This window comes from Ligilactobacillus sp. MP3, assembly GCF_024436335.1.
In the GTDB taxonomy this organism is placed as follows: domain Bacteria; phylum Bacillota; class Bacilli; order Lactobacillales; family Lactobacillaceae; genus Ligilactobacillus; species Ligilactobacillus salivarius.
Genome location: NZ_JANFQI010000001.1, coordinates 43,050 through 58,286, shown reverse-complemented (window position 1 = coordinate 58,286; position 15,237 = coordinate 43,050). Strand labels below are relative to the sequence as shown.

Here is a 15,237-nt window from a genome sequence, read left to right as displayed (position 1 = left end):
AATGAAAGGTGATAATTAATTTGGAACAAAGAAATTCTATTCCCTTATTGCTAACCTATATTGGTTATCAAATTTTGTTAGCAATATTCAATATTTTTTATAATCAAAGTCATAATTTTTATTTGGTTGAAACTATTATTGGAATACTCTGCATGTTGTTTATTGTTTATCTCAATCATAGATTCTCTTTTAAAAATAAATTAGAATATAAAACTATTAAACTTAAATCTATTTTACTCTGGAGTATCCTTGGTATGGTCGGTGCCCTCATAATTCAAATTGGATTATCTCGTATTGAATCAGGACTTTTCCATTTTTCATCATATTCAGCTAATACTAACCTATTGTTAGAAATTGTTCACCATTACCCATACTACATTTTAGTACCTGGAATTGTTGCACCTGTAATGGAAGAGTTAATTTTTAGAAAAGTTTTATTTGGAAATTTTTCAAGATTCATCCCTTTTCTACCTGCTGCCTTAATTTCCAGTCTTCTATTTAGTTTAGCTCATATGGATGGTCATTTCCTTATCTATGCTAGTATTGGCCTTTTGTTTTGCTATATTTACTATCGGACTGGAACGATTATTACTTCTACTTTTAGTCATATATTTCTAAACTTGTTTATTATACTTCTGTCATCGCTTTAGAAGTTGTTAATATCAAAAAATTGCTGAAGATTAATGATTAGATAACATCATAATCTTCAGCAATTTTTATTTTGAAACTTATTTCAGTCTTCTATGTAACACTACTCTTCTGTGTTTCCAAAATGATTCAAGAAATAAATCAAAGTTTCCATTTCATTCGTCAAATCTACATTTTGTACACGTATATTTTCTGGTACAGTAATTCTAAGTGGCGTAAAATTCAATATTCCTCTTACACCAACTTCTACTAACTCATCTGTAACTTTTTGTGCTACAGGAGCCGGAACAGTTAAAATTACAATTTCAATTTGCTGTAACTTTAATTGTTCTTTCATATCAGACATTGGATATACTGGAATTCCACTTTGAATTGTTCCTGTAATATCTTCATTTACATCAAATGCTGCACTAATTCTTACATGATTACTTTGATGGAAATTAAAGTTCAATAAAGCATGTCCTAAATTACCAACCCCAACCAAAGCAACATTAGTTAGCGTATCTTGATTTAATTGCTTAGTAAAAAAATCAAGTAAACTTTGTACATCATATCCGTAACCACGTTTACCTAAAGCACCAAAATACGAAAAATCACGTCGAATAGTAGCAGAATCTACTTTTACGGCTTCAGCTAATTCTGTTGAAGAAACTCTATTCTTTCCAGAATTAGATAATAGTCTTAGATAACGATAATATATCGGTAGACGTTTTGCAGTAGCCTGCGGAATCTTTACTTCTGCCATTAGACTTTCCTCTTTTCGTGAAATATTTAACATAAGTTTAACACATAGCTCCACAATTATACAATATATTGGCTTAATTATCATCTTTAACGTTTTTATTTGTGAAATTTCTATGTTACACTATAAATCGTCTTAGTGTTATAATACAGTAAATTAATAGAAAAGGTGATTTTATGCTACTTTTACAAGCACAGCAAGTTGCCCGACATTTTGGAGCAGATATCCTTTTTGAGAATGTCAATCTTGATATAAAAGATAATTCCAAGATCGCACTTGTTGGTCGCAACGGAGCAGGAAAATCTACACTAATAAAAATGTTAATCGGTGAATCACTTCCAGATGAAGGAAAAATCGTTACTAAACGAGATTTAACTATTGGATATTTAGCACAACATACAGGATTAGAATCTACTAAAAATGTATTAGATGAAATGTTAAGTGTCTTTGAACCCTTGCAAAAGATGGAAGCTAAGATTCATCAACTTGAAGAAAAGATTGCTTCTCCGTCAATTCCACATGAATCTAAGGAATATCAACAATTATTAAATCAATATGATCAATTACAACATGACTTCCAAGAAAATAATGGTTATGGTTATGAAAATGAAGTAAAAGCTGTTTTACATGGTTTCCAATTTTTTGAAGAAGACTATGGAAAAATGGTTTCTGACTTATCTGGTGGACAAAAAACACGTTTAGCTTTAGCTAAATTACTTTTAGAAAAACGTGATTTGTTAATTCTTGACGAACCTACTAACCACCTCGACATTGAAACTTTGACTTGGTTAGAAAATTATATCCAAGGTTATACCGGTGCCCTTTTAATTGTTTCACATGACCGCTACTTCTTAGATAAAGTTGTCAACGAAGTTTACGAATTAAGTCATCAACATTCTAGTCACTATGTTGGAAATTATTCTCATTATATTGAAGAAAAAGCTTCTCGCTTGCGTACTCAATGGAAAGAATATGAAAAGCAACAAGTGAAAATTCAAAAATTAGAAGATTTTGTTAATAAAAACTTAGTTCGAGCTTCTACAACTAAAAGAGCTCAAAGTAAAAGAAAACAATTAGAGAAAATGGATAGATTAGAGCGTCCTGAAGGTGAAGAAAAAGGACCTCATTTTAAATTTCATGCTAGCAAGGAAAGTGGAAATGTAGTTTTAAAGGTCACAGATGCTGCTATTGGCTATGATTCAAAAGTTATTTCAAATCCTATCACTTTCGAATTACGTAAACATCATGCAATGGCTGTTGTCGGACCTAATGGAATTGGCAAATCCACCTTACTAAAGAGTATTTTAGGAAATATTCCTTTCATCCATGGATCTGCTACTTTTGGTACTAATGTTCAAACTGGGTACTACGATCAGGAACAACAAAACCTACATGATAAAAAAACTGTCCTAAATGAAATCTGGGATGATCATCCTAATATGTTAGAAAAAGATGTTCGCTCATTATTAGGTAGTTTCTTATTTGTCGGTGATGATGTTAAAAAAGTAGTACATAATCTTTCTGGTGGGGAAAAGGCTAGATTAACATTAACAAAACTTGCTTTACAAGAAGATAATTTCTTAATGCTCGACGAACCAACTAACCATTTAGATATAGATAGTAAAGAAGTATTAGAGAGTGCTTTAATTGATTTTGAAGGAACCATCTTATTTGTTTCTCATGACCGTTACTTCATCAACCAAGTCGCTGATACCGTTCTTGAAATCACTCCAGAGGGAAGTAACTTATACCTTGGTAACTATGATTATTATTTAGAGAAAAAAGCTGAATTAGAAGCAATTGAAGCAGCTAAAGAGGCAGAACAATCTCAAGATGATCAACAAGTTTCAAAAACTTCTCAAAAGCAACTTGACTATAAGAAAAGTAAAGAATTACAAAAACAACAGCGTAAATTACAACGTTTAGTTGATAATGCTGAATCTGAAATGGAACGTCTTGAAGAATTAAAAGCCAATATAGAGCAAGAAATGACACTACCTGATAATTTCAATGATCCACAAAAAATGGATGAGTTACACACAAAGCTATCTAAGGCAACAAATGATTTAAATGAAGCCGAAAGTAAATGGACTGAACTAAGTTTAGAATTAGAAGGATTACAATAAAAAAGATGTAAGACTTAATACCAGAGTTATGCTCACTCTAGTCATACTAAGTCTCACATCTTTTTATTTTTCTACCATCCATTCAAATTCTAGACTTGGTTCAGCATTCAATGTCATGTCAGCTCGAACACCATGCTTGAAAGCCACATATCCAGCAGCACCTATCATCGCTGCATTATCACCACATAATTTCAAAGGTGCTTTCAACAATTCTACATCTTTAAATGCTGTTAATTCCTTATCTAATCTTGTTCTTAATCCTTGATTAGCGGCTACGCCTCCAGCAAGAATTAATTGTTTTACCTTAAAATGTCTCAATGCTTTGACGGTTTTACTACTTAATACATCAACTACGCTTTGTTCAAAACTTGTAGCTAAATCTGCTTTATCAAGCTTTTCTCCAATTTGACTAGCATGATGTACAGTGTTAATAAACGCACTCTTCAAACCACTGAAACTAAAATCAAAGTTATCTTCTTTCTCCATCGCTCTTGGAAAATTAAAAGTATCTTTCCCAGTTTTAGCTAATTCATCGATTTCCTTACCAGACGGATACTTCATTCCCATTACTCTACCTACTTTATCAAAAGCTTCTCCAGCTGCATCGTCACGAGTTTCGCCAATTATTTGGAATTTATTTTCCTCAGGCATATATACTAATTCAGTATGTCCTCCTGATACTAATAAAGCTAAAGCTGGAAATTTTATCTCTCCTATAAATCTTGCGGCATAGATATGTCCAGCCATATGATTTACTGGAATTAATGGTAAATTATGTGCAAATGCAATGGCTTTAGCAGCAGCTACACCTACTAATAAAGCACCCACTAACCCTGGACCATAAGTCACTGCTACCGCATCCAAGTCCTCGTAATCTACATTAGCTTCATCAAGAGCATCTTGTATGCAATATGTTATCTGTTCAATGTGATGTCTTGAAGCAACTTCTGGAACAACCCCACCAAATCTTTGATGACTAGCCACTTGAGTTGCAACTATGTTTGACAAGATTTCATTTCCATTTTTTACTACTGCTACACTTGTCTCATCACAACTAGATTCAAAAGCTAAAATTATATTATCTTTTTTATCCATTATTCTCCACCTTAAATTTTAAATTATAAATAAACGTACATTTCTATTGCATCTTCCAAAGTTTCAGTATAATAATTTTTCAAGAATTTTCCTTCTTCAAAACCCATTTTAGCGTACAATGATTTCGCAATAATGTTATTATTATTCACTTCTAAAGAAATTACTTTATAGCCTTCATCTTTGCAAAAATCCATTATTTTTTTCATCATAAACTTTGCTAGTCCTTGTCCTTGATATGGGGTAGCAACTGCAAAATTAGTAATATGTGCTTCACATTTTAACGGATAAAAATCTACACCTATAAATGCAATAACTTCATTTTTAGCTACTGCAGATATATAAATCGAACGTCTATTATTTAACATTTCTTGCAAAAATGCTGTATGATTCCATGGTGTTTTTCCATCATAAACGTCTTCTTCAATTTGTAGAAAACTATTAATATCTGTAACTATAGCTTGCCTTAAAGTAATTTTATTTTGATATAAACATTCCTTAAAAGAATAAACTTTCTTATATTGTTTAAACATTGTTTTATAATTGGTCATTAAATTTTTTAACGTACTTAATTTTTTCATCACTATTCTTATCTAGCCACTGCTTTTCAGCCTGTGTTAATCTCAAATAATCTGGAATAAAATCGTTAATATTTTCTACTACGCTTTCTTTCTGTCCTAAAATACCTAACACCATTGCTGACGGATAATTATTTTTTCCTTCAGCAAAAATATAGTCTTCTCCAGTAAAGAATTCACCAATTTCTTTTTCTAACTTAATTGCATCTTCACCAACAAAGACAATTTCATTGCCTTTTAATTTTTCTTGAAGTTTCTCTAAAGAAATATGTCCATCAGGCATTACATTAACCAATTCTCCATTTTTCCAACGATATACCCCAGCAAAAACATTTTGTCTTCTAGCGTCAAATAAAGGAACAATAATCCTATTAGTATTTTTATAGTTTGCCGCCAATACTTTTAAACTAGAAACCCCCACCAATTCTTTATTTAAAGTAAACGCAAAAGTCTTTGCCGTAGTAACTCCTATTCTTAAACCTGTATATGAGCCTGGACCTTTAGCAACAACAAATCTATCTATTTCTTGAATCGTTGTTGCAGCTTTTTTTAATAAATCTTCTACAATTGGCATAAGTGTAGTACTATGATTTCTTAAAACATTAGTAGTAGTTTCTGCTAACAATCTTTTATCTTCTAATATTGCCACACTTAGAGGTCTATTAGACGTATCTATTGCCAATATTTTCATAATTATATTCACCTCGTTTGAGTTTTACTCGTATAATTTTATCACACTAACTTATTGATTAAAAATCTGTTATCTTAATTCTTTCTCGACATTCATTTTTTAGGTAGTTATAATTAGCTTACATATATTTATTCTTATGAGGTGGTTTAATTTGAAAAACATATTAATACTACATACTGGTGGAACAATTGCAATGTCTGAAGATCAAAATGGTGCTGTATCTCCCGATTCTTCTAATCCTCTTAATCAATTTGCTAATCCTTTTGCTGGAAAATTAAACTTAATTACTGAAGATATTTTCAATTATCCTTCTCCACATATTGGACCTAAACAAATGCTTCTACTGGAAAAAAGAATTTTACGTGCTGCTGATGAAAATATTGATGGTGTTGTTATCACTCACGGTACAGATACTCTTGAAGAAACTGCTTATTTTTTGGATTTAACCATTCCTAGTAAATTCCCTATCGTTATTACTGGTGCAATGCGATCCGCAAATGAAATTGGATCTGATGGTCTACATAATTTTCAAACTGCTATTCAAACTGCTGCTAGTGATGAAGCTCATGGTAAAGGTGTTTTAGTAGTAATGAATGATGAAATTCATACTGCTAGATATGTTACAAAAACTCATACAACCAATGTTGCAACTTTTAGAACTCCAACTTTTGGACCAATTGGTTTAGTATCTAAACATAAAGTTTCATTTTTTGAAGAGTTACTTAGACATACTGCCTTGCCTATCCAAAATGTTGTAAATCATGTGTATTTATTAAAGGCATACGCTGGTATGGATAATGAACTTTTTGATTTCATTGCTAGCGATACAAGTAATGCTAATGGTTTAGTTATAGAAGCTCTTGGTGCTGGAAACCTTCCACCACACGTACTTCCTAGTTTAAAGAAAATCATTGATAAAAATATTCCTGTCGTTTTAGTTTCTAGATGTTTTAATGGCATCGCTGAAGATGTTTATTCTTACGAAGGTGGCGGTGTTCAGTTAAAGGAGATGGGAGTCATATTCTGCCAAGGATTAAATGGTCAAAAAGCTCGAATAAAATTATTAGTTGGTATTAGTGCCGGCTTGAAAGGTAAAGATTTAGCTAATTTTGTTAGCGATGCAATCTCATAATAAGTATAAAATAAGCACTGACAATAGAATTATTACTCTACCTATTGTCAGTGCCTTTTCGTTTATACCCACTCACATTCAGCTAAACATGACATTTTATCATTATTCTTAACTTCATGTAAAGTAGTAATTGTATCATTACTATTTATTATTTGGACATTGCTTGTTACTATATCACCATATGTAATTTCTTGTTTATACTGAATATTTATCTTCTTTAGCGTATGTTTGCTGAGAAAATCATAGTCTAACGTATCTAACATCCAGTCAAAGTAGTGTACATTATTAACGTGATGATTTGAATCTATATCCATAAAACGAACTTGATATTTTTTATGATTGTCTATTTCCTTTATCTTCTTAACATTTTTATATCGTTTCACCTTAGGAGTTTCAGTTGCCCCAAAGGGTATAATAAGTTCTGGTACAATCTGAGAAATTTTTCTATTTTCAAAATCCATTAATACAAAGATTGTATGCATTCTTACTAACGGATTATCATCCAAATCATCTATTCCAAATTCACGATAACAGAAATATTTATTATAAGAATCTGCCCCTGTCCAAATTTTAATTTCCTCATTTATCTTGGGAAGTCGTTCAATCTCCAAAACATGTTGAGTAATAACCCATCCATATCCTAGACCATTTACTTTATCTGTTCCTATACCTAATTGCTCACTTTGATTTTCCGATGCTAACATCATCAAATCAACTAACATTCCGATATTTATATTCTTAGTTACATCAGTTTCGTAGAAAACTACCCGATGTTTCTCATTGTATCTCTTGGCTACCATTTATATTACCTCTAATCCAAATGATGATATAAATTGTATACTTCCTGTTTTTTCAGTCCATTTTCTTTAGCTACTTCTTTAATTGCTTGATTAGGTTTTAAATTCCTATTTTCAATCAATTTCCTTACTTGTTCTTCAATACTTAAATCCGTAGTTACCTTACTCTTTTCTGCTTGTTCATCATGATTACCATCTAGTATTATTACAAATTCTCCACGAATCTCAGAAGTATTTGCCCATTCCATTACTTCTTCCAAATTTCCCCTAATAAATTCTTCAAATTTTTTAGTTAATTCTCGGCATAATACAACTTTTCTATTTCCAAGCACTTCTGACATATTCTTTAAAGTTTTTTTCAATCGATGTGGAGCTTCATAGAAAATAATTGTGCTAGTATGTCCTTTTAAATTCGTTAACTCTTGTTTTTGTTCACTATTTTTTCGTGGTAAGAAACCATAGAAATAAAATGGTTGTGGAATTAATCCCGAAGCTATTAATGCTGTTATACCTGCATTAGCTCCTGGTAGTGGTACAACTGGTATATCTTCTTTAATACATGCCTCAACCAATTCATGTCCAGGATCACTTATAGATGGCATACCTGCATCGCTAACTTGTGCAATATTTATACCTGTCTTTAACTTTTCAACTAACTTGGGTATTCTTTCCTGAGTGTTATGTTCATGAAAACTAATTTGTTTAGTACTGATATTAAAATGATTTAATAGCTTTTGGGTATTTCTAGTATCTTCTGCTGCTATTAAATCCACTTCACCTAAAACTTCTATCGCTCTAGGTGTCATATCTCCCAAATTTCCAATAGGAGTTGGAACCAAATATAAAGTTCCATTTGAAGTTTGTCCCTTAAAACTACTAATTACTTGTAATACCATTAATGCCTATCACCATATATCACATCCTGGCAAAATACACACGGCTCATCATTAACTCTTCGTGAACCATACATATTATCTACATTGCAGACATGAAATCCTTCCTCATACAATTTTTCTAAATTCTTTCTAGATTTAGAGAGCTCTGTTCCTTCTTTGTTGCCTTTTTGTTTTTGCTCAATTTCATGCAAATGTTCTCTTAAATGTTGATTTTCAATTTCTAACTCTGCATTTTTTTCAATTACTTTACCCATCTCAGCTTTTATCCGTTCAATTTGAGATAATGTAAATTTTGTTTGTTTCTCCAATTCTTCAAAACTATCATATAGTTCTCGTTTATTCACAGTACCACTCCTATTTATTAAAATAGCAATCAAACAAATTTAACGTTAAAGTTTCTAGCATATTTTGCATAGAGATATTACTTGCCAACTTTCTATTGCTTTCTACCACCAAATTTAAGCCATTAACCAATTTATCGTTTGTTATCTGCGTAGTATTTTGTTGGATGAAATCTATATTCTCTTTAAAGACTATCTCTTCTGTCAATCCAAAACGTTCTAAAACTGTATCACGTACAGTTAATATTATAACTTGTAATACTAGATTTCGATCTTCTTTATTTTGAATAAGTCCGATAATTTTTGATTGAATCATTACAAATGATAATAAATCTTTTCTTAACAATTTTCGATACCAATTATTGACCGTTGCTAAAATCTTATCAAAATTCTCATTATCATTAATTTTTTTAGCTTCAACTACACTTTGAGCAAGATTGGCTAAAATATGACTATTTTTCTCAGAAATGCTTTCTGAAATTAATTCTTGCTCCAATTGTCCAGAAGTAAGTTGTTGCATTTCGACTTCTTGACACCTTGAAATAATAGTTGGTAACAATTTTTGTGGTTCAGATGTTAATAGAAAAGCTGTTATATTTCCAGATGGTTCTTCCAGGAATTTCAACAAACTATTTGCAGCTCCAATTGACATTTTCTGAGCATCTTGGATAATAAATACTTTCCTATCACTTTCTACCCCACTCTTATTAAATTCCGACTTCAAATATCTTATTTGATCAACTTTTATTGATAATCCGTCCGGCATAATAGTAACTACATCTGGGTGATTATTATTCTCAATTCTATTACATTCAGAACACTTTAAACAAGGTACTCCATTTTGTGAATTTAAACAGAATATCCCCTTAGCAACCCACTTTGCTAATTCTATTTTTCCAGTACCTTCAGCTCCTGATAGTAAATATGCATGTACCAGCTTGTTTTCTCTAATCAATTTTGCAAAATGTTTCGTTAAAAACGGTTGTCTTTCCGTTATAGATATTTTCATTTTAGTTGGATACCTCTAATTCTAACTATGGAAATTACATAAAATTATTTAAAATAGCTAATGTATCATCTATAACCTTATCTAAATTTTGGCTTGCATCAATAACTTTAATTCTTTCTTTGTTGCTTTCAGCTAATGATAAATAAGCTTGTCTTACCTTATGATAAAAGTCCATAGATTCTTTATCTAATCTATCTACTTGATTTTGACGATTATTGCTAATTCTCTTCAAACTTATCTCTGGTTCAACATCATAGTATAAAGTTAAATCTGGTTTGAGATTTTCAGTAGCAAACTCATTTAATTTAATAACTGGCTCTACACCTATATCCCTAGCTACTCCTTGATATACTACAGAACTATCAACAAAACGATCACATAGGACTAACTTCCCTTCATTCAAAGCTGGTAGTACTGTATCAACTAAATGTTGTCGTCTAGCTGCCGCATATAGCAATGCCTCTGTTCTTGCATCCATTTCCGTATATTCAACATTTAAAATGATCTTTCTGATAGCTTCTGATATTCTATTTCCACCGGGTTCTCTGGTCCAAATATAATTATCTATTTTCTTACCATTTAGATGCTCTATAACACCCTTTAATACACTTGTTTTACCTGAACCATCAATACCTTCAAATGTTATAAATTTTCCTTCCAATAAAAAAACCTCATTGCATATAATATTAATTCAATTCTACTTTAATTTTTTCTTTATGTCTAATTGCAAAAAATAAAAAGAGGAACTGCTATTTTAAATTACAATTCCTCTTTCTTTAATTAATGATCTATTACAGAGGATTGAATATGTCCCCTGACATTTCGCAACTTAGCTTCTTGATATAAAAATTGATATTTAGCTTTTGCAAGCTGAGTTTCAGCCACTAATTCCTCATCTACTTCATATACAGCTTGTTCTGTTTGTCTAGCGTGATCCCAATTTTTTTTAGCCTGATCTATTAAATAAAGTAGTTCTTCATCGTATTCTTTGCGTAATTTCTTTTTATTTCTACCGAACAGAATACCCACCACCTTAAATTTCTTGTCGTCCTTCAATAGCTTTAAATAATGTCATCTCATCTGCATATTCAATATCACTACCTACAGCTAATCCATGTGCTAATCTAGTAACCTTTATATTAGCTGGTTTTACTAAACGAGCAATGTACATAGCAGTTGCTTCTCCTTCAGGGGTCGCATTAGTAGCAATGATAACTTCCTTTATTGCTTCATTTTTCTGCAGTCTTCTTAAAAGAGAAGCAATATTTATATCTTCAGGACCTTTTCCTTCAATTGGAGATAATACACCATGGAGTACATGATACAAACCATGATACTCATTCATTCTTTCTAATGACATCACATCCTTTGGTTGTTCAACAACAACAACCTTACTATTATCTCGCGATTTATCAGCGCAAATCATGCAAGGATCACTTTCAGTAATATTGCCACAAATACTGCAATAACTTAAATCTCTTTTAGCAGAGATCAGAGATTGAGCAAATTCAGTCACATCATCCTCTTGCATATCAATTGTATAGAATGCTAATCTAGTTGCCGTTTTACTACCAATTCCTGGTAATTTCATATAACTATCAATTAATTTAGAAATAGGTTCTGGATATTGCATCTAATAACCCCTTCCTTCTAGAAAAATTATAGTCCTGGAATATTACGAGAATATTTACCCATTGTTTCTTGTGTTTGTTTATCAATCTTGTTCATAGCATCATTAACTGCCATAAGTACTAAATCTTGTAACATATCTACGTCATCTGGATCAACAGCTTCTTCCTTGATAGATATATCTGTCATCTTGTGATCACCAGTAAATTTTACTACTACAGCATCATCAGCTGCATGACCTTCAAAAATAGTTGCATTTAGCTCATCTTGATCCTTTTTCATATTCTTTTGTAGTTTTTGCATTTGTTTCATCATACTTTGCATGTTCATACCACGCATCATCATTCATCATATCCTTTCAATTAATCATTTTTTATTTCAACAATGTCTGTACCAAATAGTTCCTCAGCTTTTTGTATAATAGTTGGTTGAGTTGGAGTAGATTGATCATCATTATCTTGAGATTGTTCATTTGTATCATCAGCAATAACTACTGCCCCATTTTTTCTTTGTTTAAGATAGTTACTTCTTATTTCAGGCCAATTTTCTACTGGAATCAATACTAAACTTGGAACCTTTCCAATTAGTCTATCTAATCCATTTTCCAGAGTATCTATCAACTCTTGGTCTTCAAGAGCTTTTTGGCATAAAAATGCATATTCAAAGCCAACAACAACACCATTTTCACTAGCTGCAACAGGTTCACTAACATGCATAATTGCTCTTTGAGTAACAGATAACATATTCATTAAATCTGGCCAAACTTGTTTCAATTCATTTAGTGATTGCCTTGTAGCATTGTTTAATACACTATAAACTTGTGACAAATTAATTTTAACATTTTTTTGTCCCTTTGTTGTATTTTTTCTAACTTGCTTTCTAGGTTCATTATTCTTTTCAATTTGAATTGTATTACTGGATAAACTATCCACTTTACGTTGTAAGTTTTCTATTTTTTGCTTTAATAATTCAATTTGGCTCAAATCAACATTCGATATCCTATCAGCTTCACTATTCGTACTTAATTGCGTTAGTTTGACAGTTAATACTTCCAAATAAATAGATTGGTGAGAACTGAATCTCATATTCTCTTGCTGTTTATTTAATTCATCTATGATTTGGTAAATTTGAGTAACATTTATTTGTTGAGATAATTCCTTAAATTTATCATCTAATAAACCTAATTCGCCATCAGAAACCATTTCTGGTGCTTGTTGGTATAATAGTAAATCCCTACAATAATTAATTAAGTCCTCAATTAAGCGATTGGCATCTTTACCTTGTTCTACAATCTGCTGAATTTCTTTTAAAGCATTAGTCGTATCTTTAGATAGTACAAATTTCAGATAATTAAATAGACTTTCTTGTGTAACACTCCCCGTTACTAATAATGCGTTATCTAAAGTAACATTATTATCACCAAAAGAGATTACTTGATCTAGTAAACTTAAAGCATCACGCATTCCACCTTCAGCAGCTTTAGCGATTACTTTTAAAGCTTTATCATCATAATCTACATTTTTTTGATCTAAAATATAAATCATTCTTTGTAAAATAGACTCAGCAGTTATTCTCTTAAAATCAAATCTCTGCGTTCTTGAGATGATAGTTGCTGGGATTTTATGCGGTTCCGTTGTAGCCAAGATAAAGACTACATTTGCTGGAGGTTCTTCAAGGGTCTTTAACAAAGCATTAAATGCACCAGTTGATAACATATGAACTTCATCAATAATGTATACTTTATAATCAGCTTCTGTGGGCGCATACTTTACTTTATCCCTAATATCTCTAATTTCCTCTACACCATTATTAGAAGCCGCGTCTATTTCAATAACGTCATTTAAACGCCCTTCCGTAATGGCCTTACATGTTTCACACTCGTTACAAGGCTCACCTTCTTTTGAAAAGCGACAATTTATAGCCTTGGCAAAAATCTTTGCTGCAGATGTCTTACCAGTTCCTCTAGGACCAGTAAATAAGTAAGCATGCGAGGTTTGGTGAGTTATAATTGCATTTTTCAGAGTTTTGGTCACCATTTCTTGACCAACTAGATCCATAAATCTTTGTGGACGCCAAACTCGATAAAGAGCCTGATAACTCAAAGAGACTCCTCCTTCCAAAATTCATCAAAAAAAATCTCTCGGTTGCTCCAAGAACAAAACCGAGAGTTAACATTTCATATTAACTTAAGGCACATGCGAACTCTGCTTAGTGCTGCTTCCTTCCGGACCTGACACGCTTCACAAAGACAACATTGCCTCAAGGCCTTGCGGCAAATACTATGATACACGAATTAGTCAAAAATATCTAGTCTTTCACTCGATTTTTTCTTTTTTTCTTCATTTTTTTCCTAATTGATTTAAAAAAATCTTTCAGAATAGAAGCACATTCATTTTCTAAAATTCCTTTTTCTACAAATGATTGATGATTAAATCTGCTATCTTCAAGTAAATTCATCAATGTTCCTACAGTTCCTGCTTTAGGATCAGATGCACCATAATATACTTCAGGAATTCTTGAATTAATAATCGCTCCACTGCACATTGGACAAGGTTCTAATGTTACAAAAAGTTGAGTATCGACTAACCTCCAACTATTAACTGTTTCATTTGCTTCCTCAATGGCTAACATCTCTGCATGTAGTGTAGCATTCTGACTATGTTCCCTTAAGTTATGCCCTCTCCCAATGATTTTTCCATCTTTTACAATTACACAGCCAATTGGCACCTCTCCAATCTTAGCTGCTAATTTTGCTTCAAATAAAGCTTCTTTCATAAATTTCACTTTTTGTTCATCAGTCAATGGCAAGAAAATCACCTCGCTATTTAATCATTTCACTTTGTAAAATAAAATATCCTTTCTTCTTATTTAAGGTTTGACAATTTTCAAATACTTCATTTAATTTCTTTATTGCAGAAGGTGCACCTTGTTTCTTTTGAATTACAGCTACAATACTGCCACCAAGATTTAGATGTTGCTTTGATCCTGCTAAAATCCCATGAACAACATCTTTTCCCGCTCTTATAGGTGGATTTGTAATTATCAAATCATAATCAGTTTCATTAATATCTTCATATTGACTAGATTTAAAAATTTTAACGTTATTTATATTATTATTTGCTGCATTTTTCTTGGCTAATTCAAGGGCTAGTTCATTGACATCTACCATATCTACCTGACTATTTGGATATGCTTTTGCTATTGACAATCCAATAGGGCCATAGCCGCAACCCATATCTAGTATTTTTTTATTATCTAAATCTAAATTAGCATCAATAGTTTCTAATAGTACTCTTGTACCAAAATCAACCGTATTTTTTGAAAAAACTCCATTATCTGTTGTAAAATGTATGTTATTTCCCAGCAATTCGAAATTCCACTTTTTTTCTTTATGTTCTACGTCTGGGTTTGAAGAATAATAATAATTAGTCATTGTCTTTTTCTCCTGTAATTTATATCTATAATAATACGCATTTTTTTCTACCTTAGCAAATTATTGTTTTTACCAAAATTCCCATTAACACAACATGTCGGACACTATCATTAAAAATCCACA

The 15,237-nt window shown here is 31.6% G+C and carries 18 protein-coding genes and 1 other RNA gene; 3 read left to right on the top strand and 16 right to left on the bottom strand.

The window, feature by feature from the left end:
* Positions 1-20 precede the first annotated feature (20 nt).
* Positions 21-650 carry a CPBP family intramembrane glutamic endopeptidase gene (locus tag NOU10_RS00360; protein ID WP_003710513.1) on the top strand — a complete coding sequence of 210 codons (630 nt, stop codon included), beginning with the start codon at positions 21-23 and terminating at the stop codon, positions 648-650.
* A 101-nt stretch (positions 651-751) separates the two neighbouring features.
* Here NOU10_RS00360 and NOU10_RS00355 read toward each other — a convergent pair whose 3' ends face one another.
* Positions 752-1,393 carry a redox-sensing transcriptional repressor Rex gene (locus NOU10_RS00355; RefSeq protein ID WP_081510526.1) on the bottom strand — a complete coding sequence of 214 codons (642 nt, stop codon included), beginning with the start codon at positions 1,391-1,393 and terminating at the stop codon, positions 752-754.
* Positions 1,394-1,566: 173 nt separating this feature from the next.
* Here NOU10_RS00355 and NOU10_RS00350 point away from each other — a divergent pair, with 173 nt between their 5' ends.
* Positions 1,567-3,516 (top strand): ABC-F family ATP-binding cassette domain-containing protein, encoded by a 1,950-nt coding sequence (locus NOU10_RS00350; protein WP_255905739.1) that lies wholly within the window; start codon positions 1,567-1,569, stop codon positions 3,514-3,516.
* Between the two features lie 63 nt (positions 3,517-3,579).
* On the opposite strand, the gene tsaD is transcribed toward NOU10_RS00350, so the two are convergent.
* The 3 genes from tsaD to tsaB are packed head-to-tail and all read right to left on the bottom strand — an operon-like array spanning position 3,580 to position 5,877.
* Positions 3,580-4,611, bottom strand: a complete 1,032-nt coding sequence (gene tsaD, locus NOU10_RS00345; protein ID WP_250200480.1) for a tRNA (adenosine(37)-N6)-threonylcarbamoyltransferase complex transferase subunit TsaD — start codon at positions 4,609-4,611, stop codon at positions 3,580-3,582.
* Between the two features lie 23 nt (positions 4,612-4,634).
* Positions 4,635-5,159: a ribosomal protein S18-alanine N-acetyltransferase gene (gene rimI, locus NOU10_RS00340; protein ID WP_241690406.1), complete on the bottom strand. Its 525-nt coding sequence runs from the start codon at positions 5,157-5,159 to the stop codon at positions 4,635-4,637.
* Positions 5,146-5,877: a tRNA (adenosine(37)-N6)-threonylcarbamoyltransferase complex dimerization subunit type 1 TsaB gene (gene tsaB, locus NOU10_RS00335; RefSeq protein WP_250200481.1), complete on the bottom strand. Its 732-nt coding sequence runs from the start codon at positions 5,875-5,877 to the stop codon at positions 5,146-5,148. Before tsaB ends, rimI begins: the two co-directional genes overlap by 14 nt.
* A 151-nt stretch (positions 5,878-6,028) precedes the next feature.
* Between tsaB and NOU10_RS00330 the strand changes: the two genes are divergently transcribed.
* The gene (locus NOU10_RS00330) at positions 6,029-7,009 is read left to right on the top strand and encodes an asparaginase (RefSeq protein WP_255905738.1); all 981 of its coding nucleotides are present in this window, start codon (positions 6,029-6,031) and stop codon (positions 7,007-7,009) included.
* 62 nt (positions 7,010-7,071) lie between these two features.
* On the opposite strand, the gene NOU10_RS00325 is transcribed toward NOU10_RS00330, so the two are convergent.
* The 12 genes from NOU10_RS00325 to NOU10_RS00270 all read right to left on the bottom strand — a co-directional run bounded on the left by NOU10_RS00325 (position 7,072) and on the right by NOU10_RS00270 (position 15,114).
* Entirely contained in the window at positions 7,072-7,809 is a 738-nt protein-coding gene (locus NOU10_RS00325) for an acyl-[acyl-carrier-protein] thioesterase (RefSeq protein WP_255905737.1), read from the bottom strand.
* An 11-nt stretch (positions 7,810-7,820) separates the two neighbouring features.
* Positions 7,821-8,702, bottom strand: a complete 882-nt coding sequence (rsmI, locus tag NOU10_RS00320) for a 16S rRNA (cytidine(1402)-2'-O)-methyltransferase (RefSeq protein ID WP_255905736.1) — start codon at positions 8,700-8,702, stop codon at positions 7,821-7,823.
* Complete coding sequence (locus tag NOU10_RS00315) at positions 8,702-9,046, bottom strand: DNA replication initiation control protein YabA (RefSeq protein WP_003700660.1); 345 nt, start codon at positions 9,044-9,046, stop codon at positions 8,702-8,704. The genes rsmI and NOU10_RS00315 overlap by 1 nt, the downstream gene beginning before the upstream one ends.
* 10 nt (positions 9,047-9,056) lie before the next feature.
* Positions 9,057-10,052, bottom strand: a complete 996-nt coding sequence (gene holB / locus NOU10_RS00310) for a DNA polymerase III subunit delta' (RefSeq protein WP_255905735.1) — start codon at positions 10,050-10,052, stop codon at positions 9,057-9,059.
* Between the two features lie 34 nt (positions 10,053-10,086).
* Entirely contained in the window at positions 10,087-10,713 is a 627-nt protein-coding gene (gene tmk / locus NOU10_RS00305) for a dTMP kinase (RefSeq protein ID WP_250200486.1), read from the bottom strand.
* Between the two features lie 119 nt (positions 10,714-10,832).
* Complete coding sequence (locus tag NOU10_RS00300) at positions 10,833-11,072, bottom strand: YaaL family protein (RefSeq protein WP_011476227.1); 240 nt, start codon at positions 11,070-11,072, stop codon at positions 10,833-10,835.
* Positions 11,073-11,085: 13 nt separating this feature from the next.
* A complete protein-coding gene (recR, locus tag NOU10_RS00295) occupies positions 11,086-11,685 on the bottom strand; it encodes a recombination mediator RecR (RefSeq protein ID WP_003700665.1) in 600 nt (199 codons plus the stop codon).
* A gap of 26 nt (positions 11,686-11,711) precedes the next feature.
* A complete protein-coding gene (locus NOU10_RS00290; RefSeq protein WP_080550229.1) occupies positions 11,712-12,026 on the bottom strand; it encodes a YbaB/EbfC family nucleoid-associated protein in 315 nt (104 codons plus the stop codon).
* 17 nt (positions 12,027-12,043) lie between these two features.
* Positions 12,044-13,783 carry a DNA polymerase III subunit gamma/tau gene (dnaX, locus tag NOU10_RS00285; protein WP_250200487.1) on the bottom strand — a complete coding sequence of 580 codons (1,740 nt, stop codon included), beginning with the start codon at positions 13,781-13,783 and terminating at the stop codon, positions 12,044-12,046.
* A gap of 78 nt (positions 13,784-13,861) precedes the next feature.
* An RNA gene (gene ffs / locus NOU10_RS00280) (signal recognition particle sRNA small type) lies at positions 13,862-13,947 on the bottom strand.
* Positions 13,948-13,988: 41 nt separating this feature from the next.
* Positions 13,989-14,489 carry a tRNA adenosine(34) deaminase TadA gene (gene tadA, locus NOU10_RS00275; protein WP_003703380.1) on the bottom strand — a complete coding sequence of 167 codons (501 nt, stop codon included), beginning with the start codon at positions 14,487-14,489 and terminating at the stop codon, positions 13,989-13,991.
* Positions 14,490-14,502: 13 nt separating this feature from the next.
* Positions 14,503-15,114: a class I SAM-dependent methyltransferase gene (locus NOU10_RS00270; RefSeq protein ID WP_003703376.1), complete on the bottom strand. Its 612-nt coding sequence runs from the start codon at positions 15,112-15,114 to the stop codon at positions 14,503-14,505.
* Between the last annotated feature and the right edge of the window lie 123 nt (positions 15,115-15,237).

Excerpts from the sequence above, each read along its gene's own strand:
- NOU10_RS00355 (WP_081510526.1), bottom strand. The coding sequence starts at position 1,393 with ATGGCAGAAGTAAAGATTCCGCAGGCTACTGCAAAACGTCTACCGATA.
- NOU10_RS00350 (WP_255905739.1), top strand. The coding sequence starts at position 1,567 with ATGCTACTTTTACAAGCACAGCAAGTTGCCCGACATTTTGGAGCAGAT.
- tsaD (WP_250200480.1), bottom strand. The coding sequence starts at position 4,611 with ATGGATAAAAAAGATAATATAATTTTAGCTTTTGAATCTAGTTGTGAT.
- rimI (WP_241690406.1), bottom strand. The coding sequence starts at position 5,159 with ATGACCAATTATAAAACAATGTTTAAACAATATAAGAAAGTTTATTCT.
- tsaB (WP_250200481.1), bottom strand. The coding sequence starts at position 5,877 with ATGAAAATATTGGCAATAGATACGTCTAATAGACCTCTAAGTGTGGCA.
- NOU10_RS00325 (WP_255905737.1), bottom strand. The coding sequence starts at position 7,809 with ATGGTAGCCAAGAGATACAATGAGAAACATCGGGTAGTTTTCTACGAA.
- rsmI (WP_255905736.1), bottom strand. The coding sequence starts at position 8,702 with ATGGTATTACAAGTAATTAGTAGTTTTAAGGGACAAACTTCAAATGGA.
- holB (WP_255905735.1), bottom strand. The coding sequence starts at position 10,052 with ATGAAAATATCTATAACGGAAAGACAACCGTTTTTAACGAAACATTTT.
- recR (WP_003700665.1), bottom strand. The coding sequence starts at position 11,685 with ATGCAATATCCAGAACCTATTTCTAAATTAATTGATAGTTATATGAAA.
- NOU10_RS00290 (WP_080550229.1), bottom strand. The coding sequence starts at position 12,026 with ATGATGATGCGTGGTATGAACATGCAAAGTATGATGAAACAAATGCAA.
- NOU10_RS00270 (WP_003703376.1), bottom strand. The coding sequence starts at position 15,114 with ATGACTAATTATTATTATTCTTCAAACCCAGACGTAGAACATAAAGAA.